This window comes from Rubrivirga halophila, from assembly GCF_046845755.1.
Lineage (GTDB): Bacteria > Bacteroidota > Rhodothermia > Rhodothermales > Rubricoccaceae > Rubrivirga.
Genome location: NZ_CP177357.1, coordinates 2,477,231 through 2,500,263 on the forward strand (window position 1 = coordinate 2,477,231; position 23,033 = coordinate 2,500,263).

General features: G+C 73.6%; 26 protein-coding genes. 5 read left to right on the plus strand and 21 right to left on the minus strand.

The features are described from left to right. Positions 1 to 49 precede the first annotated feature (49 nt). From ACLIRP_RS11010 to ACLIRP_RS11035, 6 genes are all read right to left on the minus strand, one after another. Entirely contained in the window at positions 50 to 814 is a 765-nt protein-coding gene (locus ACLIRP_RS11010) for a response regulator (RefSeq protein WP_412060497.1), read from the minus strand. A gap of 162 nt (positions 815 to 976) precedes the next feature. Further along, positions 977 to 2,344 (minus strand): acyclic terpene utilization AtuA family protein, encoded by a 1,368-nt coding sequence (locus ACLIRP_RS11015; RefSeq protein ID WP_412060498.1) that lies wholly within the window; start codon positions 2,342 to 2,344, stop codon positions 977 to 979. Positions 2,345 to 2,467: 123 nt separating this feature from the next. Continuing rightward, positions 2,468 to 4,621: a PAS domain S-box protein gene (locus tag ACLIRP_RS11020; protein WP_412060499.1), complete on the minus strand. Its 2,154-nt coding sequence runs from the start codon at positions 4,619 to 4,621 to the stop codon at positions 2,468 to 2,470. Positions 4,622 to 4,698: 77 nt separating this feature from the next. After that, the gene (locus ACLIRP_RS11025; protein ID WP_412060500.1) at positions 4,699 to 5,484 is read right to left on the minus strand and encodes a DUF6503 family protein; all 786 of its coding nucleotides are present in this window, start codon (positions 5,482 to 5,484) and stop codon (positions 4,699 to 4,701) included. Positions 5,485 to 5,551: 67 nt separating this feature from the next. Further along, complete coding sequence (locus ACLIRP_RS11030; protein WP_412060501.1) at positions 5,552 to 6,772, minus strand: acetate/propionate family kinase; 1,221 nt, start codon at positions 6,770 to 6,772, stop codon at positions 5,552 to 5,554. Between the two features lie 166 nt (positions 6,773 to 6,938). Next, positions 6,939 to 8,069: a hypothetical protein gene (locus tag ACLIRP_RS11035; protein ID WP_412060502.1), complete on the minus strand. Its 1,131-nt coding sequence runs from the start codon at positions 8,067 to 8,069 to the stop codon at positions 6,939 to 6,941. A 142-nt stretch (positions 8,070 to 8,211) separates the two neighbouring features. Between ACLIRP_RS11035 and ACLIRP_RS11040 the strand changes: the two genes are divergently transcribed. The 3 genes from ACLIRP_RS11040 (at position 8,212) to ACLIRP_RS11050 (ending at position 10,193) form a co-directional block, all read left to right on the plus strand. Next, complete coding sequence (locus ACLIRP_RS11040) at positions 8,212 to 8,544, plus strand: arsenosugar biosynthesis-associated peroxidase-like protein (RefSeq protein WP_412060503.1); 333 nt, start codon at positions 8,212 to 8,214, stop codon at positions 8,542 to 8,544. Positions 8,545 to 8,642: 98 nt separating this feature from the next. After that, entirely contained in the window at positions 8,643 to 9,803 is a 1,161-nt protein-coding gene (arsS, locus tag ACLIRP_RS11045; protein ID WP_412060504.1) for an arsenosugar biosynthesis radical SAM (seleno)protein ArsS, read from the plus strand. Between the two features lie 120 nt (positions 9,804 to 9,923). After that, positions 9,924 to 10,193, plus strand: coding sequence for a DUF4235 domain-containing protein (locus tag ACLIRP_RS11050; RefSeq protein ID WP_412060505.1), 270 nt, complete (start codon positions 9,924 to 9,926; stop codon positions 10,191 to 10,193). A gap of 79 nt (positions 10,194 to 10,272) precedes the next feature. Here the strand turns inward: ACLIRP_RS11050 and ACLIRP_RS11055 are convergent, their stop codons facing one another. From ACLIRP_RS11055 to ACLIRP_RS11125, 15 genes are all read right to left on the minus strand, one after another. After that, positions 10,273 to 11,478, minus strand: coding sequence for a KamA family radical SAM protein (locus ACLIRP_RS11055; protein ID WP_412060506.1), 1,206 nt, complete (start codon positions 11,476 to 11,478; stop codon positions 10,273 to 10,275). Next, a complete protein-coding gene (locus ACLIRP_RS11060) occupies positions 11,475 to 11,696 on the minus strand; it encodes a DUF4926 domain-containing protein (protein ID WP_412060507.1) in 222 nt (73 codons plus the stop codon). The genes ACLIRP_RS11055 and ACLIRP_RS11060 overlap by 4 nt, the downstream gene beginning before the upstream one ends. Then, a complete protein-coding gene (locus ACLIRP_RS11065) occupies positions 11,693 to 12,025 on the minus strand; it encodes a DUF6883 domain-containing protein (protein ID WP_412060508.1) in 333 nt (110 codons plus the stop codon). Before ACLIRP_RS11065 ends, ACLIRP_RS11060 begins: the two co-directional genes overlap by 4 nt. Before the next feature lie 415 nt (positions 12,026 to 12,440). Next, entirely contained in the window at positions 12,441 to 12,941 is a 501-nt protein-coding gene (locus ACLIRP_RS11070) for a TlpA family protein disulfide reductase (RefSeq protein WP_412060509.1), read from the minus strand. Further along, complete coding sequence (locus ACLIRP_RS11075) at positions 12,938 to 13,174, minus strand: hypothetical protein (protein ID WP_412060510.1); 237 nt, start codon at positions 13,172 to 13,174, stop codon at positions 12,938 to 12,940. The genes ACLIRP_RS11070 and ACLIRP_RS11075 overlap by 4 nt, the downstream gene beginning before the upstream one ends. A 7-nt stretch (positions 13,175 to 13,181) precedes the next feature. After that, complete coding sequence (locus tag ACLIRP_RS11080; RefSeq protein WP_412060511.1) at positions 13,182 to 14,207, minus strand: D-alanine--D-alanine ligase; 1,026 nt, start codon at positions 14,205 to 14,207, stop codon at positions 13,182 to 13,184. Between the two features lie 2 nt (positions 14,208 to 14,209). Beyond that, entirely contained in the window at positions 14,210 to 14,968 is a 759-nt protein-coding gene (locus tag ACLIRP_RS11085; protein WP_412060512.1) for a hypothetical protein, read from the minus strand. 74 nt (positions 14,969 to 15,042) lie between these two features. Next, positions 15,043 to 15,831 carry a hypothetical protein gene (locus tag ACLIRP_RS11090; protein ID WP_412060513.1) on the minus strand — a complete coding sequence of 263 codons (789 nt, stop codon included), beginning with the start codon at positions 15,829 to 15,831 and terminating at the stop codon, positions 15,043 to 15,045. Further along, entirely contained in the window at positions 15,828 to 16,619 is a 792-nt protein-coding gene (locus tag ACLIRP_RS11095; protein WP_412060514.1) for a hypothetical protein, read from the minus strand. Before ACLIRP_RS11095 ends, ACLIRP_RS11090 begins: the two co-directional genes overlap by 4 nt. Next, on the minus strand, positions 16,616 to 17,380 hold the full coding sequence (locus ACLIRP_RS11100; protein WP_412060515.1) for a hypothetical protein: 765 nt from the start codon (positions 17,378 to 17,380) through the stop codon (positions 16,616 to 16,618). Before ACLIRP_RS11100 ends, ACLIRP_RS11095 begins: the two co-directional genes overlap by 4 nt. 68 nt (positions 17,381 to 17,448) lie before the next feature. Next, entirely contained in the window at positions 17,449 to 18,216 is a 768-nt protein-coding gene (locus ACLIRP_RS11105; RefSeq protein ID WP_412060516.1) for an SDR family NAD(P)-dependent oxidoreductase, read from the minus strand. Then, entirely contained in the window at positions 18,213 to 18,626 is a 414-nt protein-coding gene (locus ACLIRP_RS11110; RefSeq protein WP_412060517.1) for a hypothetical protein, read from the minus strand. The genes ACLIRP_RS11105 and ACLIRP_RS11110 overlap by 4 nt, the downstream gene beginning before the upstream one ends. Before the next feature lie 23 nt (positions 18,627 to 18,649). Continuing rightward, positions 18,650 to 19,324, minus strand: a complete 675-nt coding sequence (locus ACLIRP_RS11115) for a hypothetical protein (RefSeq protein ID WP_412060518.1) — start codon at positions 19,322 to 19,324, stop codon at positions 18,650 to 18,652. Positions 19,325 to 19,405: 81 nt separating this feature from the next. After that, positions 19,406 to 20,026 (minus strand): DUF2480 family protein, encoded by a 621-nt coding sequence (locus tag ACLIRP_RS11120; RefSeq protein WP_412060519.1) that lies wholly within the window; start codon positions 20,024 to 20,026, stop codon positions 19,406 to 19,408. 96 nt (positions 20,027 to 20,122) lie between these two features. Then, positions 20,123 to 21,274: a cysteine desulfurase family protein gene (locus ACLIRP_RS11125; protein WP_412060520.1), complete on the minus strand. Its 1,152-nt coding sequence runs from the start codon at positions 21,272 to 21,274 to the stop codon at positions 20,123 to 20,125. A gap of 188 nt (positions 21,275 to 21,462) precedes the next feature. On the opposite strand from ACLIRP_RS11125, the gene ACLIRP_RS11130 reads away from it, so the two are divergent. Both ACLIRP_RS11130 and ACLIRP_RS11135 read left to right on the plus strand, forming a co-directional pair. Further along, complete coding sequence (locus tag ACLIRP_RS11130; RefSeq protein ID WP_412060521.1) at positions 21,463 to 22,557, plus strand: alpha/beta hydrolase family protein; 1,095 nt, start codon at positions 21,463 to 21,465, stop codon at positions 22,555 to 22,557. Beyond that, positions 22,554 to 23,009 carry a GNAT family N-acetyltransferase gene (locus tag ACLIRP_RS11135; RefSeq protein ID WP_412060522.1) on the plus strand — a complete coding sequence of 152 codons (456 nt, stop codon included), beginning with the start codon at positions 22,554 to 22,556 and terminating at the stop codon, positions 23,007 to 23,009. Before ACLIRP_RS11130 ends, ACLIRP_RS11135 begins: the two co-directional genes overlap by 4 nt. Positions 23,010 to 23,033: the final 24 nt, after the last annotated feature.

Below are 23,033 nucleotides of genomic sequence, written 5' to 3' on the forward strand. Positions count from 1 at the left end.
GAGGGCTCGAGCCTGCCGGAAGCCGATCCGACCCGTCGGGCCCCAGCGTCTAGCCGACGCTCGCGAGCAGGCCGACGGCGTGGTGGGTGGCGTCGAGCGCGTCGTCGAGCGGGCCCGCGAGCACGTCCGCATCGCCGGAGCGGATGCCGGCCTCGACGACGTCCCACGAGCCGGCGAGGGCGCCGAGGCCGACGTTGGCGGCGCTGCCCTTGAGGGCGTGGGCGGCCGCCGCGACCGACGCCGGGTCGCCCGCGTCGCGAGCCTGCGCCGCGCGCTCGGCGCCCGTGCGGGCCGTGGTGACGAACGACTGCGCGAGGTCGACGACGAACGCCTCGTCGTCTTCGCCCAGGAGCGCGCGGACGTGGGCGCGGACGCTGGCGACCAGCTCGGCGGCGGCGTCGGGCGCGGGCGCAGCCGGCCGCGCGATGAGGACGGGCGCGGCAGAGGCGGCTTGCGGGGGGGTGATGGCGTCCTGGAGCATCGCGATCGAGAGCGGCTTGTTGTAGAACCCGTCGAAGCCGGCGGCGATCATGGCCTCGCGCGTGCCGACCGTGGCGTGGGCCGTCACGGCCACGATGCGGGGGCTCTCCGGCCCCAGCCGCGAGCGGATCGCGCGCATCGCCTCGACCCCGTCCATGACGGGCATCTGGATGTCCATCAGGACCACGTCGTAGCGCCCGTCCGTGGCCATCCGGACGCCCGCGAGCCCGTCGGAGGCCGAGTCGGCCTCGACGCCCACGTGCCGGAGCATCGAGAGCGCGATGAGCTGGTTGGTCGGGTCGTCCTCGACGAGGAGAACGGCGGGCGCAGACATAGAGGCAGGCATGGGTCTCAGATGGTATCGGCCAGAACGCCCGGGGCTCAACCCGTCGGCGCAGGAATCCGGCGCGCGCGCCGCGCCCTAGGCTCTGCCCGGCGAAGGCCTTACGGCCCGCGGACGGCCCGGTCGCCTCCCCCGGCGTCGCACGGCCAGGCCCTAGACCTCCAGCACGCGGACCTCCGTCTGGACGCGGTCCTTGGGGATGAGCGCGGGCCAGTACGCGATGACCTCGCTGGGCCGCGGGCGGCCGCCCGCAAAGCCCGTGACGGCGCTCGGGCCGGTCAGGATGAGCGGGGCGATCTCGCGGCCGAACTGCTCGACGGCCGCCTTGTCCTGGCCGCGCACCGAGACGCGGAGCTGGACCTCGTCGAGGTCGGCCTCTCGCGTCGGGTCCGACTCGGTCGTCTCGCTGAGCGCGTTGAGCCCGATGATCTCCGAGCGGTACTCGTCGAAGGCGAGGCCGAGCGCGTCGAGGCGGTCCTTCAGGATCTGGGCGGCGGCGCGGGCCTTGGCGGCGGCCTCCGGCCAGGCGTAGACCAACGTGGACGTGGCCTTCCAGCCGTCGGCGTAGGCGGCGGAGACCTTGAGGAACTCGGTGTCCTCGGTCCCCTGGATGCCGCTGACCTGCACGCGGTCGCCGCCCTGGTCGGCGAGCTGGATGCTGGTAAAGTCGGCGACGACGTCGGGCGTGATGTAGTCGGCCGGATCGCCGATCTCGTACAACAGCTGCTCGGCGACCGTCCCTCGCGAGACGAGCCCGCCGGTCCCCTCATGCTTGGTCACGACGAACGAGCCGTCGGCGGAGACCTCGGCGATGGGGAACCCGATGGCCGACATGTTGGGCACGTCGCGCCAGTCGGTAAAGTTGCCGCCCGACGACTGCGCGCCGCACTCGAGGATGTGGCCGGCGACCGTGCCGGCGGCCATCTTGTCCCAGTCGGCCCAGTCCCACCCGAAGCGGTGGACGAGCGGGGCGAGCGTGAGGCCGGTGTCCGTAGTCCGCCCCGTGACGACCACGTCCGCCCCCATCGCCAGCGCCTCCGCGATGGGCTGGGCGCCGAGGTAGGCGTTCGCGCTCACGATGTGGTCGAGGACCTCGGCGAGCGGCTGGCCGGTCTCCATGTGCGCGAGCGGCACGCCGTCGGCGATCAGGTCGCCGAGCCGGTCGAGCAGGTCGTCGCCCGTCACGACGGCCACCTTGAGGCCGGTCACGCCCCGCTGGCGGGCGCCCTCGACGATCGCCTCGGCGCACGCGACGGGGTTCACGCCGCCCGCGTTCGAGATCACCTTGAACCGCTTCTCGACGATGTCGGGCGCCAGCTCGGTGACCACCTCCACAAAGTCGCGGGCGTAGCCCTTCGTTTCGTCACGAAGCTTTTGCTTCTGCAGGATCGACATGGTGACCTCGGCGAGGTAGTCCATGACGAGCACGTCGATGGGCCCCAGCCGGGCCTGGTCGATGGGCGCGCGCTGGAGGTCTCCCCAGAAGCCCTGGCCGGAGGCGATGCGGATCGTATCAGACATGCGTGGTGCGGGAGGTGGGGGCGCCGGGACGTTCCGGACCCGCGGTCGGAAACTACTCGCGGCCGGCGCCCGGCCCATCGAGACCGGATGCAGACTCGGGCAGAGCGTCGGCGGCGGTCGCCGCTAGCGCGGGTCGATGGGGAACGAGACCACAACCTCGGTCCCGCCGTCGGGACGGGGCCCAATCCGGAGGGCCCCGCCGACGCGGTCGGCGCGGTAACGCATGGTGTTGAGGCCGAGCCCGCCAGCGGCCGCCCCGGCGTTGTCGGGCAGGCCGCGGCCGTCGTCGCGGATGGCGAGCATGGCGGTGCCGTCTCTGGCGTGGAGCGCGATCTCGATGGTGGCGGGCCGGCCGTGGCGGGCGGCGTTCGCGACGGCCTCCTGGGCGATCCGCAAGAGGTGCCCCGCCGCCTCGACGGTCCGCGCGCCGACGGGCTCGGGCGCCCGGAAGACGCACGGGATGCCGTAGGCCTGGCCGACGTCCGCCGCCAGCCGGCCGAGCGCGACGGTCAGCCCGTTGCGGTCGGCGACGGCGGGGAGCAGGCCGCGCGCCGTGGCCCGGGCCTCGTTCAGCGCCCGCTCGACGAGGGCCCGCCCCTCGCGCGCCTCCTGCGCGCGGTCGCCGAGGCCTTGGGCCTCGAGCCCGTTCGCGAGTGCCTCGATGCGGAGCGCCGCGCCCGTGAGGACCTGGCCGAGCCCGTCGTGGAGGTCGCGGGCCATCCGCTCGCGCTCGTGGGCCGACACGTCGAGCACCTCGCGCTCGAGCCGGCGCCGATCCGTCACGTCGCGCTGCGTGCCGACGAAGTTGACGACGCGGCCGTCGGGCCCGTGCACCGGCGCGATCTCCCATTCGAGGTGGAAGGGCGTCCCGTCCTTGCGGTAGTTGATGGTCTCGGCCCGGACCATCTCGCCCGCTTCGAGCGCCGCGCGGACGCGGTCGAGCACGGCCCGCTCGGTGCGGGGGCCCTGGTACACGCGGGGCGTCTTGCCGACGATCTCGTCGGCTTGGTACCCGAAGATGTCGAGGTGGGCGGCGTTGGCGTACAGGATGTGCGGGCCGTCGACGAGGTCGGCGTCCGTCACGACGATGGCCTCAGCGGCGCTCGCGACGGCCGCCGCGAGCAGCTGGCGCTGGCGCTCCGACCGGCGCGCCTCGGTGATGTCCTCGCCGACGTAGGCGAAGAGCCCTACGGAAGCGGGCACGGGGCTGACGTTGAACCGAAGCACGCGAGCGCCGGGCTCCGTCGAGCCCCACGGGTGGGAGGTCTCGAACGTGGCCGGGCCGTCGGCGGCCTGCTCGACGGCGGCCGACCACCGGCCGTGTTCGTCGAGGGGCACATCGAGCGAGGAGATGTCCACGCCGACCACCTCGCCGGCGGGGCGGCCGAACAGCGAGCTGGCCGCGCGGTTGACCGCGCGATGGGTCAGGCGGCCATGGCGGTGATCCAGCACGCCCATCGGCAGCGGCATCCCCTCGAAAAACGACCCCACCATCTCGGCGCGCTCGGCCGACACCTGCTCGGCCAGCACGCGCTCGGTCACGTCGTTCTGGACGCCGACGAAGTGGACCAGCGTGCCTGAGGCGTCGCGGATGGGCGAGACGTAGAGCTCGTTGTAGAACAGCTCGCCCGACTTGCGGTAGTTGCGGAGCACCACGCGCGCCGGCTCGCCCGCCGCGAGCGCGCGGCGCAGCACGTCGAGCTCGGGCTGGTCGTCGTCGCGCGTGCCGTCCGGACGGACCTGGAGAAAGCGGCAGTTCCGGCCGACGACCTCCTCGCGCGCGTACCCGGTCGACTCCAGAAAGTGCTCGTTGGCGAGCACGATCGGGGCGTCCGGCGCCCGCGCGTCGGTCACCACGATGAGGTTGTTGGCCGCGTCGAAGGCGAGCCGGAACAGGTCGGTCCGGTCGGCGGCGCCGCCCGTCGGGACCGGCCGCGCCAGCACCACGGCCCCGCCGCCCCCGTCGCTCAGCGACGCGTCGGCCGGGTCGACCGCGTGGAGGGCGACGCTCAGCCACGGCCCGCCGGCGACCGGGCGCACGTCCCACACGCCGACCGCCAGCCGCCCGTCGGGGCCGCGGATCGCGCCGCGGTCGTCGGGCGCGAGCAGGTCGTCGAACCGGGCGCCGCGCAGGTCGTCGCCGAAGAGGCCCGCCGCGCGTGCGTCTGCGAACACGACGACGCCCTCGGCGTCGAGCGCGAGGACGGCGTCGGGGAGGGCGCGGGCGAGGAGCCCGAACCCGCCGCTGTCGGAGGGGGCGTCGGTAAGGGTCGGCATGGCAAACGGGTGGCTCGAAAGATACCCAGAGGGGTCGTCGGACTCGACACGGACTGAGTACACCCGGCCCGTAGGCCCTAGCGGCCGATCGGCTCGACGCGGACGTCGTCCAGCATCACCTCCGAGACCACGAACGTCCGGCGCTCGTCGAACACGTCGCCGTAGCTCTCGAGCGCCCCGAGCGAGTCGGTGGACCAGTTGCGCCAGTCCTGAAACAGCACGCCGCCGACGCGGCGCTCGCCGATCGGCTCGCGGAAGCGCGTGCCCGTCGCCGCCCGCGCCGTGTCGCCGGGAGTGACCGCGAAGGTGTAGGCGTAGTGCCCGATCTGCCCGTCCGACTGGCGGAGCCAGTAGACGTACTCGTCGTCGAAGTCGGCGCCGCCGCCCTCCTGGGCGAAGGTGACCGCGACGCGGTCGTAGTCCTGGCCGCCGACGCGGTCGGGCGTCAGGAGGCGGGCCCGTACGGCGGGGTCGGCGAGCGGGGCCGGGAGCAGGGCGAAGTAGACGACCGAGTTGACGGCCGTCGTCAAGCGCCCCGCCTCGGCGGCGTCGAGCGGCACCTCGACGCCGTCGACAAAGCGGTGCGGGCCGTCGTTGTCGACGACCTCCTCGACGGTCCGCCCCAGGCTGTCGGTCAGCGTCCGCGCATAGCGGAAGGCGCCGTTGTCGCGGCGGACGGTGAACGGGGTGCCCCGGAACGAAAACGAGACCTCGGCGCGGTCGAGGACGGCCGAGCCGTGGTGGATCCGCGCGCGGTCGAGGAGCGCGAGCGCCTCGGTGTCGCCCTGCGGGCCCGCCGGACGCTCGCACGCGGCCAGGGCGAGGACGGCGACGAGGGCGGCGAGAATCGGGCGGGAGCGCACGGCGGCGGGGGCGTGGGAACGAGACTAGACGAGGACGGCGCCGAGGCGCTTACGGCAGGCGTCGGGCTCAGACAAACGGCGAGAGCCGCGAGGCGGATGCCAGCTTCTGCGTGTCCTGGGCGATCACCAGCTCCTCGTTCGTCGGGACGACCCAGACCGGGACCGCACTGTCGGCGGTCGTGATGCGGGCCTCGGCCCCGCTGGCGGCGGCGTTGGCGGCCGGGTCGAGCGTCATCCCCAGGCCCTCCAGGCCCTCGAGGATCTGGGCACGGACGGGCGCGGCGAACGTCCCGATGCCGGCCGTAAAGGCGACCGCGTCGATCCCGCCGAGCGCGGCGAGGTACTGGCCGAGGTACCCTTTTACGCGGTAGCAGAACACGTCGATGGCTTGCTGGCAGCGCACGTCGCCGTCGGCGGCCTCGTCCAAGAGGTCGCGCATGTCGGCCGCGTAGCCGCTGAGGCCGAGGAGCCCGGAGTAGCGGTTGAGCAAGGTGTGGACCTCCGCCAGCGAGGCGTCCTCCTTTTCGGCGATCTCGAAGACGATGGACGGGTCGAGGTCGCCGCACCGCGTCCCCATCACCAACCCTTCGAGCGGCGTCATTCCCATCGACGTGTCGACGGAGCGGCCGTCGCGGATGGCAGCCATCGAGCACCCGTTGCCGAGGTGGATGGTGACCACGCGCGAGGCTTGCAGGTCGAGGCCCGCGAGCTCGTACAAGCGGCGCGAGACGTAGTAGTGGCTCGTCCCGTGGAACCCGTAGCGGCGGATTTTGTGGCGCCGGTAGAGGCGGTTGGGAAGCGCGTAGAGGTAGGCGTGCGGCGGGATCGTCTGGTGGAACGCCGTGTCGAAGACGGCCACGTGGGGCACGTCGGGGAACGCCTTCTGCGCGGCCCGGATGCCCTGGAGGTTGGCCGGGTTGTGGAGCGGCGCCAAGTCGAAGGCGTCGCGGATGGCGTCAATCACCTCGCCGTCGACGAGGGCGGACTCGGCGAACCGCTCGCCGCCGTGGACGACGCGGTGCCCGACGGCCTCGATCTCGGGCAACACGTCCTGGTTTGGCCCGTCCGCCTCGCGCATCTGCTCCATCAGGTGCGCCAGCGCCGTCGCGTGGTCGGGCGCGCCGAGCGAGATCCGCTCCGGTTTGCCGTCGCCCAACCGGAACGACGCCAGCGACGAGACGGCCCCGATCCGCTCGACCTGCCCGGACGCCAGCGTGGCCCCGGCGTCGGCGTCGATAAGGTCGACCTTGAGCGACGAGGACCCGGCGTTGAGGACGAGAACGGTCATGGCGGGAGGCAAGAGGCAAGTGGGAAGGGGCAAGAGGCTCCACGTTCGAACCCCTGGAGTCTCGACAGGCGCACGGCTCGCGCTTTAGTCCTCGAAGGGTCGAAGCGTTGGCGATTGCCAGAGTTCCTTCGAAGCCCTTGCCTCTTGCCTCCTCCCCCTTGCCCTCTCAGACCTCGACGACGCGCGAGCGCTGCTGGTCGTAGGCGTCGCGCAAGGCCTGGGCGGCGGCGTCGCGGATGGCGTTCGGGTCGCCGTCGGCCGGGGCCACGGCGCCGATAAAGAGCGGGGGCTCGCCGGAGGCGAGGGTGCCGCACCAGTCGGCGGCGTCGGCGGGCGCGAGGTCGAGGAAGGCGCCGAAGAGCAGGTCGCCGAAGGGCTCGACGCGGCGGACGTCGGGCGCCGTCTCAAGGCGGTCGCGGAGGTCGCTCTCGGCCATGGCCACCATCTCGGGCGTGTGGCGCGTCAGCCGCTCCTCGGCGTCGGCGAGCGTGACGAGCGCGAACGCGAGGGGGCGGTCGGCGTCGAGAGCGCCCCGCTGCTCCTGGGCGATGATCTCGGCGCGCGGGACGGGTCGGGCCGCCTCGGCGGGGCCGTCGTCGGCCGGGGTGGCATCGGGCGCGGGGGCGCCGGCAGCGTCCGGGGGCGTCTCGGCGAGGGCCGCCAGCAGGGCCGCGTAGCGGTCGGCGGAGGCGTCGCCGCGCTCGACGAGCAGGATGCGGCCGCCGTCGAGCGGGACGGCGCGGGCGGCCTCGCCGACGAGCGCCGTGAGCGGGCCGAGGTCGTCCGCCCCGAAGTCGGCGGGCCCGTCGAGCGCCAGCGCCGAGCCGGCGACCGGCACGAGCACGCCCTGGTCGCTCCGCGCGACCACCTGGTGCCGGTCGCCGTCGTGGCGGACCACGGCGACGCGGCCGCCGGCGTGCGCCGCCAGCGACGCCAGCAGGAGCGGGACGGCCTTGCCGGACCACGGCGCGTCGTCGGCGACGGTCGCGCCCGCCGGGCGCCGGCTCGCGGGGCGGACCGCCGAGACGCCGTCGGCGTCGACCCGGTCGTCGCCGGAGGGGCGGGCCGTGGGCGCCGCCGGGCGCGGCGCGGGCGGGGGGTCGTCGGTAAACCGGGCCTCGTCGCTGTCCGGGCGCCGCGTGCTGGCGGGGCGGGGCGCCGACAGGCCCAGCGTCCCGAGGGAGTCGGCGTCGGGCGGCGGCGCGTGCGCGGGGAGCTTGGGCCGTCGCTGGCGGGCCATCCACACGCCCACAGCGGCCAGAGCGAGGAGCAGGAAGAGCCAGCCGTAGAGAGGCACGGGAGCGGTCGGAGGGACGCAGGACGCGGACCGGGTAAGGTATCCGCCGCGCGCCGGCTCCACAACCGCCCGGGGGCCGCCGCGTCGGCTCTCGGCCATTCGCTGTTGCGACTAGTTTCGGCCTCCCCTCCCCGCCCCGACCGTGGACACGTATTACAAGCCCGAGCACCTGCCCCGCTTCGGCGAGATCGCTGAGGGCTCGAAGCCGCTCGCGGACGCCTTCTTCAGCTACTACGGCAAGGTCTTCGAAGACGGCGCCCTGTCGGCGCGCGAGAAGGCGCTGATCGCGCTCGCCGTCGCCCACACCGTCCAGTGCCCGTACTGCATCGACGCCTACACGCAGGACTCGCTGGCGAAGGGCTCCGACCTCGAGCAGATGACCGAGGCGATCCACGTGGCGACGGCCATCCGGGGCGGCGCCAGCCTGGTCCACGGGCTCCAGATGCTCGACGGCGTCAAGGCCCAGACGATGTAGCGCGGGTGCCTTCGTGTCAGACAGTCCCGCGTGCTCGTGTGGGACAGACCACGGAGCGCCCCTCGCCCGTAGGCTCCTCCCCCCGACCCTCCTCCCCGATGTCCAACGGCGACGGCGCAGCCATCCCCCTCCCCGTCCTGTCCGCCGAACTGATGGCGGACGTGATGGACGGCCCCAAGCGAACGACCAGCCTGTACGGCCGTCGGACCCCGCTCGCGGAGCCCGCCGCCCAGTTCGACGCCCTCGACGCGGTCGCCCTCGCAGGTGGCCCGTCCGGCACGGGCAGCTTCCACCGCGACCTGGTGGCGAATGGCTGGCGCGAGGGCCTCACGCCCGCCCCGCTGGAGATCGTCCAGATCAACATCGGCAAGCTGTGCAACATGACGTGCCGGCACTGCCACGTCGACTCGGGCCCGGACCGGACCGACGAGAACATGGACCGCGCCGCCGTCGACGCGTGCCTCGCGGCCATCGACCGCATCCAGGCCCACCCGGACGGCGGGGCGCTCCACACGGTCGACCTCACGGGCGGCGCGCCCGAGCTCAACCCGCACTTCGAGTACCTCGTCGACGCGTGCATCGCCCGCGGGCTCCACGTGATCGACCGGTGCAACCTGACGATCCTGACGGTCCGCCGTTACCAGCACCTGCCCGAGTGGTTCGCCGAACGTGGCGTCGAGGTGGCGTGCTCGCTGCCGCACTACCGCCAGCTCGGCACGGACGCCCAGCGCGGCGACGGCACGTATGAAAAGTCGATCCGCGCGCTCCGCGCGCTCAACGCCGCCGGCTACGGCCAGGGCCACCCGGACCGCGTGCTGACGCTCGTCACGAACCCGACCGGCTCATTCCTGGCCGGCAACCAGGCGTCGGCCGAGCGCGAGTGGCACGACGCCCTCGACCGCAACCACGGCGTCCAGTTCGACCGCCTCTTCGCGCTCAACAACATGCCGATGAGCCGATACCTCGAGTGGCTCTTGGAGAAGGGGCAGCTCGACGCCTACCTGCACCGCCTGCTCGACGCCTACAACCCGGCGACGCTCGACGGCCTGATGTGCCGGAACACCGTCTCGGTCGGCTGGGACGGCGCCGTCTACGACTGCGACTTCAACCAGCAGCTCGAGATGGACGCGGCGGTCCCGTTCACGACCGTCGCCGACTTCGACCTCGGCGCGTGGCAGGCGCGGACCATCAAGACGGCCCGGCACTGCTACGGGTGCACGGCCGGCGCGGGCTCGTCGTGCGGCGGCGCCACGGCCTAGGCCCCGCGCCTGCCCTCCCTCAGGCGTGTCCCCATTTCCCGCCCCGCCCCGGTTTCGCCCGGGCGGGGCGGGACTCGTTTGGGTCGCGGCCGTACCACGGGTGGACCACTTCCCATGCCCATGCTTTCCGACCGACACCGCTGGATCCTGGCCTCCGGCCTGGCCGCCACCGCCGCCTCGTACCTGACGCGCTCCGTCCTTCAAAAGGGCTGGAACTCGGCCACCGGCGACGACCCGCCGATGAACCCGGCGTCCTCGGAGACGGCCTGGACCGAGGCGCTCGTCTGGACCGTCGCCGCCAGCGTCGTCGCAGGCGTCTCGCGACTGGCGGCCCGGCGGAGCGCCGCGTACTTCCTCGACGGGTCCGTACCGACCGACCGCTACGACTGAGCGGACCCGGCGCGTCACCGGGTCAGGCTCGTCGAGCTCGGCGCCGCTCCGTCAGCGGCGGGCGCCCCGACGCCGAGACCTACACCTCCACGGCGTCCCCGCCGTAGACGAACCGGGGCGCGCCCGTGGGCACGGTCCGCACATCGGGGGGCAGGACCACCGCCGGAAGCGAACGTCCGCCGAAGTCCGCCGCCAGCGGGTTCGGCTCGGCCCACAGCGTCCCGCGCGTGGTCTCCATGAGCACGTGGTCGCCCGAGCGCCCCAAGACGTAGTCGCGGGTCAGGGGCACCTTGCCGTCGGGCGTGTCGAGCACGTAGGCCGGGACGGCGAAGCCGGACGTGTGGCCGCGCAGCTCGCGCATGAGGTCCATGCCCGCCTCGATGGACGTGCGGAGGTGGGCCGTCCCGCCGATGAGCTGGGCGTGGTAGAGGTAGTACGGCCGCACGCGCGCCGCCACGAGCCGCTCGCACAGCTCGCGCATCGTCTCGGCGTCGTCGTTGATGCCCGCCAGCAGGACGGACTGGTTGCCGACCGGCACGCCCGCGTCTGCCAGCCGCTCGCACGCCGCGACGGCCTCGGGCGTCAGTTCTTTGGGGTGGTTAAAGTGCGTGTTCAGCCACACCGGGTGGTGCCGCGCGAGCACCGCGCACAGCTCGTCGGTGATCCGCATCGGGTTGACGACGGGCAGCCGCGAGCCCAGGCGGACGACCTCGACGTGGGGGATGGCGCGCAACTCACCGAGCAGCCAGTCGAGGTTGGCGTCCGAGAACACGAGGGGGTCGCCGCCGGTGAGCAAGACGTCGCGGATGGCAGGCGTCGCGCGGAGGTACGCCAGCCCGTCGCGCAGGTCGTCCTTGCGCATCATGTGGTCCGCGTCGCCGACCATCCGCTTGCGCAGGCAGTAGCGGCAGTACACGGCGCACTCGGACGTGATGCAGAAGGCCACCTTGTCCGGGTAGTTGTGGACGAGGTTCTTGACGGGGCTGTGGCCGACCTCGTCGAGCGGGTCGACGACCCCGACGATGTCGGGCGCGACCTCGGCCGCCTGCGGCACGACGTGCTGGCGGACCGGGCAGCCGGGGTCGAGCGGGTCCATCAGGCTCGCGTAGTACGGCGTGATGGTCCACCGGAAGACGCCGGCCGTCGCCTCGATGGCTGAGCGCTCGCCGTCGGTCGGCTCGATGTAGCGCTCGAGCGCTTCGACGGTCGAGACGCGGTGGCGCATCTGCCAGCGCCAATCGTTCCACTCGGCGACGGAGCCGTTGTGCTGGGGGCGGGCGGTCACGCGGCGCTGGCCGTCCGAGGCGCGCGGAGGCGAAGCAACTGCTCCTCGCGGAGGTCCGGCGTCGCGAGCGTGCGCCCCTCGTCGTCCACGAACTCGACGAGCCAGACGCCATCCGCGAGCGTCTCGACCAGCACGCCGACCTCACCACGCTCCAAGCCGTGCGCGGGGAGATCGTCCAGCAGGGCGACCGTGTCGAGCAGGTGGAAGGAGGGGCTCATGAGACGACGTAGCAGGTGGTCAGTCGTGGGAACGACTCGTGCGAGCGGACGATCCACCCCGTCGGAACGGTCGCCGCCCCGGTTTCCGTCTCGACGGGGAGGTCGACCCGGTAGAGCACGCCGTACGGGAAGATCCCCGTCTCGACGGCCTGTGCCGACCGGACGCCCTCCAAAATACGGTCCCGCAACCACTCGGCATCCGTCGCCCCGAGCCCCAGCGCGGCCCGGAAGACGCGCGCCTTGTGCTGGCCCACGTCGTGCGCGGACGACAGCGAGTACTCCCTGAGCTTGCGGAGGTCGACAAAGGCCCGGTCGGCGTTGGGCAGCATGTCGGGGGTGGGTCGGGGGGACAAGAACGGGCCCCGGGGTGTCCGTTTAGCTTCAATCGGTGAAGCCGCGCCGTACCTCGCGCCCCCCCCGACGACCGTGTATCCCGACCGCCCGGACCGAGACCACGCTGCTGTTGAGACTCCCCCATCCCAGCCGTCATTCCCGCGCAGGCGGGCATCCAGAGTGACGAGTAGAGACGCCGGGCGTCCACCGTGAGGTCTTAGGGGGAGGTGGCCCCGTTCCAGGCGCTCGTCCGCAGCGCGACCAATAGCCGTGGCCCGCCTCCCACTATCCTGGATTGGCTGACGCCTTCCCTTGCGGGGGCCCGCCTTCGCGGGAATGACGGGACTGGGGGGTGGATGCGAACACGGAGGCCCATTCCAGCACCCACCGGCTGGCGCAATCGCCGCCGAGTCAGTGGCCCGTGCCGAGCGCCTCTTCGATCACCCCGTGGAGGTCGGCGCCCGCGCTGTTGCCGGTCCAGAGGACCACGCCGTCGGGGTCGATGAGCACCGAGGTCGGGTAGCCGCGCACGTCGTAGAGGTCGGTCACCGGGCGGCCATTCCGGTTGGGCTCGACGATCTGGGGCCATCGCTGGCCGTACCGCTCGACGAAGGCGCGCACGTCCTCGGCCGCGTCGAGTGCCACGCCGACGATCTCAAAGGCCGCGCGGTCGGTCGAGTCGTAGAGCGCCGCCATGGCGGGGGCGCCCGCGATGCACGGGCCGCACCACGTCGCCCAGAACTCGAGGAGCACGTGGCGCCCCCGGAGATCGGCCAGCGCGAGCGTGTCGCCCGCCAGCGTCCGCGCCTTGAACCCGGGCGCGGGCTCGCCGACGGCGGGCGCCTGCGCGAGCGCGGGGGCCGCCAACCCGGCCAGGATCGACGCCGTCAGCAGGAGGAGCGCACGCTTCATGCGTCGTCGGGCTTGCGGACGTAGGGGTAGCGCCGGTACTGGTCGAGGACCACCCTGTCGGTCGTCGTCTCGAAGGTGTCGCCGCAGACGGAGCACGTGAAGACGATCTTTTTGGGCGTGCTCGACATCCCGTTGATCAGCGCGAACCAGCCGCCGCCGCCGTGCGTGAGGTCCGGGCGGATGGCGTGGTGGTAGCGGTCGTGGCCGCAGGAGCAGGTCGGGCGCGTGTCCATGGCGTCTTTACGCGCCGGGCGCGGCGGTGGTCTCCCCCACCCCGTCGTTTCGTCCCGACTCCACCGCTCGCGCCAGGGCCGCGCCCAGCACGTCCGCGAGAAAGGCATCGTAGCGTTGCCCCGCCAGTTCGGCCAGGATGGCGAACGTGCCGTCGGGCGCGAAGGTGGGGAGCGGGTTGATCTCGATAAAGACGGGCCGGCCGTCGGCGTCAATGCGGAAGTCGGAGCGCGAGAAGTCGCGGCAGTCGAGGGCACGGTGGGCGGCGAGGGCAGCGTCCGCGAGGGCGGCGTCGAGGTCGTCGCTGAGGTCGCCGTCGAGGCGGTAGGCGTCGGCGTCGCCGTCGAGGGCGTGGATGCCGATGCCCGAGGCCGGGTCGAGGGCGCGCTGGAGCGGCGGGAGCGCGCGCGCGTCGGGGCCGGTCCCGACAACGCCGACGGTGAACTCGGGGCCATCCACGAACGCCTCGACGACCACGTCGCCGTAGAGCGCGAGCTGGCGGCCCGCCTCGGCCGCGAGCGCGTCGAGATTGGCGCAGCGGCTAGCGCCCGTGATCCCCTTGGCCGTCCCCTCGTAGCGCGGCTTGACGATCACCGGAAACGGGAGCCCGTGGGCGAGCGCGAGCACGTCCTCGCCCGGTGCGACGGCGATGCCTGGGGGAACGGCGACGCCGGCGGCGGCGACGACGACTTTCGTGAGGTGCTTGTCGAGCGAGACCGACAGGCTCAGCGCGTCGCTCCCGACGCACGGGACGCCCGCCAGCTCCAGCAGGACCGGCACGTGCGCCTCCCGATTCCGGCTCCCGTAGCTCTCCGCGATGTTGACGGCGGCGTCGAGGGCCAGCGGACTGCGCGCCATCGCCGCCAGCAGGGCCCGGGCGTTGCCGATGCGGACTGGCTCGTGCCCGAGGCGGGTCAGGGCCGCTTCGAGCGCGGCGACGGTCTCCTCGGGCTCGTACTCCGCGTCCCAGTCGTCGGGCGCGCCGGGCGGGCGCGGGGCGTCGCCGAACCGGTCGTACAGCAGGCCGACGCGCATCGCTAGAGCCACTCGGCCGCGCTCGGGGAGACCGGCGCTTCGCGCTGGCGCTCGGCCGTCGCCTGCGCCACGACGCGGGCCTGGCGGACACGATCGCCGCGGCGCGGCAGCGACGCCATCTCCTCGGCGGTGAGCCACTCGGACGGGCCGACGGGTGGCAGCGCGTCGAGGGCCACGGCGGGCTCCGGGGCATCGTCCCAAGCTTCGCGCTCGGCGGCAGCGAGCGCCGGGTCGGCGGTGCGCGCCGTACGGGCCGCCGCCGCCATCACCCGGCGCAGGCGCCGGGCCGCGAGCCAATTCTTCCCCCACGCGACGGCCCCGACCCAGACGGCGACCACGACGGGGAACGCGAGCAGCGCCCCGACGACGGCCCATTCTTCCGGCGTCGCCGTCCGAGCGCCGATCACGACCGCCGCCAGCACGCCAATCGGGAGGCACAGAAGAGCGGAGGTCAGCACGTACGAGCGCGACTCGGGCCGGACGTGCTCGGCGACGAGTCGCACGCCGTCGCGGTCGGGGTCGCCCCACAGCGCGATCTCGCTGCGCCCGCGCACGGCACCGGCCGTCCACCGGGGCGCGGCCAGCGTCCCGGCCGTCACACCCGAGCGGCCGAAGGCGCGTTCGGCCGCCATCGTTGCCGCGACCCACACGTCGGGGTGAAGGGCCTCCAGACGGATCTCGCGGCGGACGGTGCGCGGCGCCCGAAGCCGCCGGCGACGCGGCGGCTCGACAGGCAGAGCGTCGGGCGGGAGCGGGGGCATCGGGTGGGCGGCAGAGGCGGGAATCTAGGCTGTCCCGACCGGATTCTCGCACCGCGCCGGCACGGAGCGATCCGCTACCCCCGCTGGCGGCGCCGGGTCGCCTCGTCGCGCAGGCCTTTGGGCGCGTCGCCGAGGGCGTCGAGGTCGAGCGCGGGCCCCGGTGGGGCCTCGGGCGCGAGCGCCGTGTCCCGCGCGATCAGCTCGAACTGGTCGAGCAGCGCCTCGAACTGGCCCGACCGCGTCGCCGTCCATCGAGCGAGATAGGCCCGCATCCCAAACCAGTACGCCACGCCAGCCGCGGCGGTCAGCACCGGGACGATCCAGACGTAGGGTTCAAAATCGCCGAGTCCGAAGAGTGCCGCCAGCAGCGCCGCCAGCCCGAGGGCCGGAAACAACCCATGGTTCGGTCCATTCCCTCGTCGGGCGAACTCGGCCTTCGAGCTCTCGATCGTGATCCGCGTGCCGCCCGCGACGGGCTCGGCGACGACGTGGAGCTTGGACCCCGGCCCGCTCTGCCACTCGCGGATCCGCCCGACCTGCGACGGGACGCCCTTTGACCCGAACGTCCGCCGCAGGCGCGAGACGCACTGCTCCCACATCTCGTCGCTCAGATCCACCGGCAACACGCGCGAGCGCCGGGGCGTCACGTCGACGCCGGACACGAGGACTGGCTCGGCGTCGGGGAGCAGGTGCATCTCGGCGACGGCCGCCGCGACGTGGTCGGGGTCGAGCCCGGCCTCGCGGCCGATCGCCTGGAGCTCGGCCAGCGTGAGCCCTTGGCCCCGGGCCTCGACGGCGTGCTGGCGCTCGGCGGCGCGCGCGAAGATGCGGCGGGCGTCGTCTTCGGAAAAGTGGTCAGTCACAGCGTGCGGTCGCGGCGAGCGTCACGGGCGGGCTCGGAGTCGGGCGGGTCGGTGTCGAGGAGGGCCGGATCGATGCGTCCGTCCGGAACGGCCGGCGTGGCCGTCGTAGGGCGGTCGAGCGCGATGAGTTCGAAGCGGTCCAGGAGTGCGTCGAAGCGGCGGCCCTCGCGGCGGCGCCAGACGCGCGCGCCGATCTGGACGCCCGCCCCCATCAGCGTCCCGATCCCGGCCATGAGCACCGCCGGGACCCACAGTTCGGGGTCCACGCCGGCCATCCACATTACGCCGAAGAACACGGCCATCGCCCCCTGGATGGCCGAGGCGAGCGTCAGGCCAAAGACGGTGTCGCGCACGGAGCGCGACAGCGTGACGCGCGCGCCGCGCTCGGTCGGCTCGACGGTCAGCCGCGTCGTGATCCCGTTTTTGGTGCCGCCACTGATGACGGTCCACTCGCGAAGGCGGCCGATCTGGCCGGCCATGCCGGGCTGCCCGAACTCGCGCCGCGCGGCGCCCACCACCGCCGCCCACGCGTCGTCGTCGAGCGGCCGGTCGAGCACGCGCGAGCGGACCACCTCCGTGGGCGCGCCGAGCATCGTCTTCTCGGGGTGCGGCGCCGTGTCGAGCTCGGCGGCCGCGATGGCGACGAGCCCGGGGTCGAGGCCGGCCGCGCTCGCGGCCTCCTCCAGCTCCGCCAGCGACAACCCCTCGACGCCGGAGGCGGCCCGCTGGCGCTCGGCGACGAGCGCGAAGATGCGCTGGGCCTCCTCCTCGGAATAGCGGCGGGTCATCGGACGCGGGTGCGGGTGCGGGTGTCGGGCGGGGCGGCGTCGACTACGCCGGCGTCGAGGAGCGCGGGGTCGATGCGCCCCTCAGAGACCGCGCGGGCGTCGTGGCTGCGCGAGATCAGGTCGATGCGGTCGAGGAGCGTTTCCAGACGGCCCGGCGTGCGGCTGGCGGTCGCCTTCGCCGCGAGCCAAGTCATCGCGTACACCATCGCGCCGAACAGCAAGAAGACCAGTCCGACGAGGGCGCCCTTGGGGTTAATCGCCAGGAGCGCTAGCATAGACCCGAGGCCGATCGTCCCGAAGCTTCCACCCAGCAGGAGCCCCACCAGCCGGCTTTGGTCGGGCACCTCGACCGACACCACGTCGCCCTCGCCGCGGCGCTCGACGGTGACGCGCGTCGCGGCCGTGCTGGCGGCTGAGGCCCACTCGCGCCGCGTGCCGATCTGCTCGGTCACGCCTGGCGCCTTGAACTCGGCGCGGAGCGCGTCGACGGCCCGTTCCCACTCGGCGTCGGTCAGGCGCGAGGGCAGCAGGCGCGAGCGTACGATGCCGATGGGGACGCCGTGCCACGTGGTCTGCTCGCGCGCGCGGACTCGGGTGCCGGCCGCCTCGGCGGCGATGAGTGCCGGGTCGAGCCCGGCCTCCCGGCCGATCGCGAGGAGGTCGTCGAGCGTGAGCCCGTCGGGCGCCGGCGCCGCGTGCTGGCGGCGCGCGGCGCGCTCGAAGATGGCGCGGGCCTCGTCGGCGGAGAAGAGGTCGGGCATGGGGCCCGAACCTACGGAGGGGCGCCGCAGGGAGATGCGGGAGGGACTCTCCGGAGCCGCTGCCCTCCCTACCGCACGTAGCTGGCCGCGTTGATGTCGACCGTGGTACCCGTCGCGTGGTCGGCCAGCCCCGACGCCAGGAAGACGACCGTCGGCGCCACATCGTCGGGCTCGGTCAGCTGGTCGAGCGCGGTGCCACGCGTGGCCGCGGCCTCGCCGAACTCGGCGATGTAGGGCGCCGCCATGTCCGTGTTGGTGAAACCCGGGGCCACGCCGAACGCCGCGAGGCCGTCGCCCGCTCGCGCCAGCGACTTCGTCAATGCGACGACGCCGCCCTTCGAGGCCGCGTACGCGAGGTAGGCCGGGTCGTCGCCCCGGAAGGCGGCCCGGCTCGACACGGTCACCAGACGCACCGTGACACCGGTCTCGCCCGCCTCCCGCCGAGCTCGCGCATGGCGCGCGGCGGCCCGGCCGACCTCCGCCAGCGACCGCAGATTGACGGCCATCGTGCGGTCCCACGCCGCCAGCCAGTCGTCCAGACCCATGTCGAGCGGCGCCTCCTCGAACGTGCCCGCGTTCGCGACCACGATGTCGACGCGGCCGAACGCGGCGACGGCCTGCTCCCACACGTCCTGCCCGGAGCGGGGCTGCGCGAGGTCGGCCTCGAACGCCTGCCCGCCAATCGCCTCGGCGAGCGCCTGCGCCGCCGCCCGGCTCCGCCCGTAGTGGACGCCGACCGTCGCGCCCGCCGCCGCGAGCCGTTGGGCGACGGCCCGCCCGATCCCCCGGCTGGCGCCGGTCACAAGCGCAGTCTTCCCCGCCAGGTCGATGGTCACGAGCGCGAGCGGACCAGGCGCACGACGAGCCCGCCGGCCGTCGTCATCTCGAGCCGCCCGTCCTCCAGCACCCGGTACGCGACCGCGTCGTCGTCGGGCACCACGATCTGGCCGTCCTCGGTCTGGAACGTGAACGTGCGCTCGCGGACGATCGGGTCGAGGTCCTGGACCATCTCCATCTCGACCCGCGCCGTGCCCTCGGCGCCGAAGGCGCACGTCATGTCCTCGACGGCCACGCCCAGCGCGGCGAGCCGGCCGCCCTCGACGACCTCATCGAGCGACCACGCACCCACGAGTGCCGGGTCCACGTCGTCGGCGACGACGGCCGCCTCGACGGGCTCGGTCTCGGGCGAGGCCTGGGCAAAGGCGGGGGCGGAGAGCAGGGCGAGGGCGACGACGAGTGAGCGCATGGGTGGAGTCGGGGTGGGTGAGATCAACGGGAGGGCGCGGGCCCTTGGTGCGGAGCGACGGCATCGAGGACGGTCTCCTCGCGGTCGGCCTCGACGACGAGCTGGCGTGTGCCGTCGGCGCCGCGCCGGAAGGTATACCGGGCTGGTTCATCTCCTAGCAAGACATATGCCCCCGCGACCGTGTAGTCGCCGGTGTCGAGGTCGTCGCCCCGGCGAACGACGGCGGTGCCGTCGGCGCGGAACTCGACGGCGAACCGCTCGCCGTCGCGAACGCCCTCCCAGGCCCCCAAAAGGGCCGGATCGCGGGCGTTCGACGGGTCCGCTTCGCGGAGCAAGAGCCCGACGCCGGACTCGATGTCGCGGACGCGCAGCAGCGTGCCGTCGCGGGCGGCGTCCCAGACGGTCGTCGAGCGTCCATCACGGATCACAAGCTGTCCGTTCGAGACGACATAGCGGCCGTCGTCGAACCGGCCCGACAGCTCGCCGTCGTCGGGGTCGAGGTACACATACACCGCCCTGATCTTGTCGGCCGTGATCGCCAGCCGGACGAACACGAGCGCGTCGTCGGCGGGGACGTCGACGGCGGAGACCAGCTCCCACAGACCGATCACGTCGGGCGACGGGGCGTCCGGCGCGCGCGGGACGACCTGCGCGGCGGCCGGGACGGCCAGGAAGAGGGCGAAGGCGAGACGGAGCACGGATGGGCTGGGAGACACGCTGGAACGCGCGCCGCGCCCGGCGGGGTCCGCCCCGGCTCTGCGAATTCGACGGCGGCCAGGTTAGCGCGGCGGGCCTGCAGGCTTTGCACCCGCCGGTTTGACGCCCAGCGGCTTCGCGCCCGCGGGCCGCGCGGCGCCAGCGGGCGGGCTCGGCGCCGGGCGCCGCCACACGGGCACGGACGAGCACGCCTCGCCGTACATCACTTTCGACGCCACGCCCTGCAGCCGCCGCGTCACCTGCACGAAAGCGTCGAGCGGGACCACGTCGTTGCCGCAGCCCTTGACCACGACCGGCGCGTCACGATACCGCTCCCAGTCGACGCCGTCGAGCGCGGCGACCACGCCCCGCTGGCGGACCGCGCCGGGCGTCCCCTCCGCCACCGACGCGGCGACGCCGTCGAGGCGGGCGGCGACCAGCATGTAGGCCCACGTCGGGACGAGCGCATCGGCGGAGCAGAACACGGCGACGGAGTCGTCGCGGTACGCGTCCCAGTCGTGCTCCTTGACGGCCTGCCGGAAGTCCCGCTCGCGGAGCACCACGCCTTTGTAGAGGAACGGCGCGAGGTCGAACGCGACGGGCGCCGGCGGCGCGAGCGCGGCGAGGTCGAGCGTCTCGATCGCGCTCTCGGCGACGCGATTCACGATTGGGGCGTCAGAGCCGGACGTGAGGTCGGTCAGCATGCGTGCAGAGGGGAACGTGAAAACGTGGAACGTCCGCTAGACGCCACGGCGACGGAGGGTCGCACCTCCAACACCGCACAATCCACGTCGCCCAGATTACGCGGCGACGCGGCGGCGGGCGGACTGGGCGGCCTCGACGACGTGGCCGACGGCGGCGTCGACCTCGGCCTCGGTCGTCGGGCGGCCCAGGCTGAAGCGGACGGTCGAGAGCGCCTGCTCAGGCGTCAGCCCCATCGCCGAGAGCACGTGGCTCGGGGCGTCGTGCTCCGCCTGGCAGGCCGCGCCGGTCGAGGCGGCCACGCCGTGCAGGACGGGCAAGAGGTGGTTCGAGCGAACGCCGTCGAAGCGCAGGCTGGACGTGTTGGGCAGGCGTGGGGCACCGGCGCCGTTGACGACCGTGCCGGGGAGCGCGTCGAGCACGGCGGCCTCGAACCGGTCGCGGAGCTGGGTGAGCCTTTCGGCATCGGCCGCCTGCGCGCGGCGCGCCACCTGGGCGGCCATCCCGAGCCCGACGATGCCGGGCACGTTGAGCGTCCCGCCCCGGAGCCCGCCCTCCTGGCTGCCGCCGGTGATCTGGGGCTCCAGCCGCACGCGCGGCCCGCGCTGGCGGACGTACAGCGCGCCGACGCCCTTCGGCCCGTACACCTTGTGCGCCGACATCGCCAGCAGGTCCACGCCGTCGTGGTTGACCGAGATCGGCACCTTGCCGACGGCCTGCGTCGCGTCGGTCATCATGAGCGCGCCCGCCCGGTGCGCGCGCTCGGCGATCTCGCGGATTGGCTGGATCACGCCGGTCTCGTTGTTAGCCCACATCACGCTCACGAGATACGTCTCCTCGTTGAGCGCGGCGTCGAGCGCGTCGAGGTCGACCAGGCCGTTCGCGTCGACGGGGAGGTAGGTCGTCTCGTAGCCCTCGCGCTCCATCGCCTCGCACGTCGCCAGCACGGCCCGGTGCTCCGTGGCGACCGTCACGATCCGGTGGCGGCGGCCGCCGTAGATGTCACCGGCCCCGCGGATCGCCAGCGAGATCGACTCGGTCGCGCCCGAGGTGAAGAACATCGTCCGGGGCGTCGCCCCGATCACCCGGGCTGTGCGCTCGCGGGCTTGCTTGACGGCCTCGTCGGCGGTCCACCCGAAGGCGTGCTCGCTGGAAGCGTTTCCAAAGTGCTCCCCGAAAAAGGGGAGCATGGCGTCGAGGACCCGGTCATCAACGGGCGTCGTTGCGTTGTAATCGAGGTAAATGGGCATCGCGGGCGGGGTCGGAGGACGGCCCGGAATAGAGGGCCGCCGCCCCGTGGCATCGGTCTGCTGATGTATACGGACCCGGCCCGAGCGATGTTGTGGATCTTCGCCGGAGAGCGCCCCTCCCCGCTCCCCTTTCAGCGCGGTACCGATCCGCCCGCCGACGCGTTGACGGCCCGCCCCTTCCCTCTGCCATGTCCCGCTTCGCCTGGCTGCTCGCCCTCGCCGCGCTCGCGGCCTGCTCCGAGCCGCCCGCCATCACCGACTGCATCCCGGGCGTCGACCCGGCGTGCGTCCCGCCCGACCCGGACGACGAGGTCGTCGGCGGCGTCAACCTCACCCAGCTCTTCGCCCCGCCGACGCCGGCCGAGGTCGACGCGGCGCTGGGGGTCGGGAGGCCCGCCACGGACGCCTTCACCGCTCTCACCCCTGCCGACCCGACGCCGGACGGGGCCCGCCAGTTCGTGCTCGGGCTCGACGACAACGGCGGCCGCATCCTGACGGCGCTCGTCCGCGTGCCCGGCGTGGCCGGGGCCACGTCCCCCCTGCCCGTCGTCGTCGTGCTCCCCGACGGCACCGACGGCGCCTCGGCCGACGACTTCCTGACGGCGCCCGGCTTTGGCCGGCTCGCGAGCGACGTGATCCAGGTCGTCGTCGCGTACCGGGGCGAGGCGCTCGTCGTCGACCGCGACTCGATCCGGGCCACGCGCGAGGGGCGGGCCTTTCTCGACGACATCCCCGACGTGCTGACGGTGCTGGGCGCGCTGGCGCCGATCCCGCGCGCGGACACGTCCCGCGTCGCCTTCGTCGGCGCCGGGCGCGGCGGAACGGTGGCCCTGCTGGCGGCCGCCAACGGCGTCGACGGTGTCGTGTCGCTGGGCGCCGTCACCGACCTCTTCGCGGACTCGTTCGTGGACGTCGTCCGCGCCGAGCTGCGGGGCGAAGCGCCGTCTCCGACGCCTGCCGGCTTCCCCCAGCTCCGGCGCCCGGTGATCGATGTCAGGAATGGGCTGCTGAGCCTCGCTGAGGCCCGCGTCACGCTCCTCGGCCTCTCCCCTGCCCGCCTGCGCCCTCGCGAACGGCTCCCGGCGCTTCTCGCGCTCCACGGCGAGGACGACACGGTCGTCGGCCCGGACCACCTCGCCGCGCTCGCCGCCGGGCTCGCGGGGACCGGCGGCCCGCCGCGTACCCTCTCGCTCGTGCCCGACGCCGGCCACGGCGACCTGCTCGGCCGGCCGTCGGTCCAGAGCCAGATCGCCAGCTTCCTCTCCGACCTCTTCTTCCCGTGACCGCGAGCCCTGCCATCCGAGAAGCGCTCACCGATGCCGACTGGGCCGACGTCCGCGCCGTCCGCGAGCGCGTGTTCATCCGCGAGCAGGGCTGCACGCCTGCCGAGGAGTGGGACGCCTTCGACGCGCCCCAAGCGCGGGGCGCCTCGGTGCACCACCTGCTGGCGACCGTCGACGGCCGCGCCGTCGGCGTGGCCCGCTGGCGGCCGGTGGCCGGCGCCGCCAAGCTGGAGCGGTTCGCCGTCCTCCCCGAGGCGCGCGGGCTCGGCATCGCGCGAGCGCTCGTGGCCCGAGCGCTGGCGGACGCGCGGGACGCCGGGCACCGCCGGTTCGTGCTCCACGCCCAGACCTATGTCGCGGGCCTGTACGCAGGCTTCGGGTTCGCGCCCGAGGGCCCGCCCTTCGACGAAGCGGGGCTGGAGCACGTGAAAATGGCGTTGACGGTTCGCTAGCGGCCGACTCCCTTGCTACCTTTG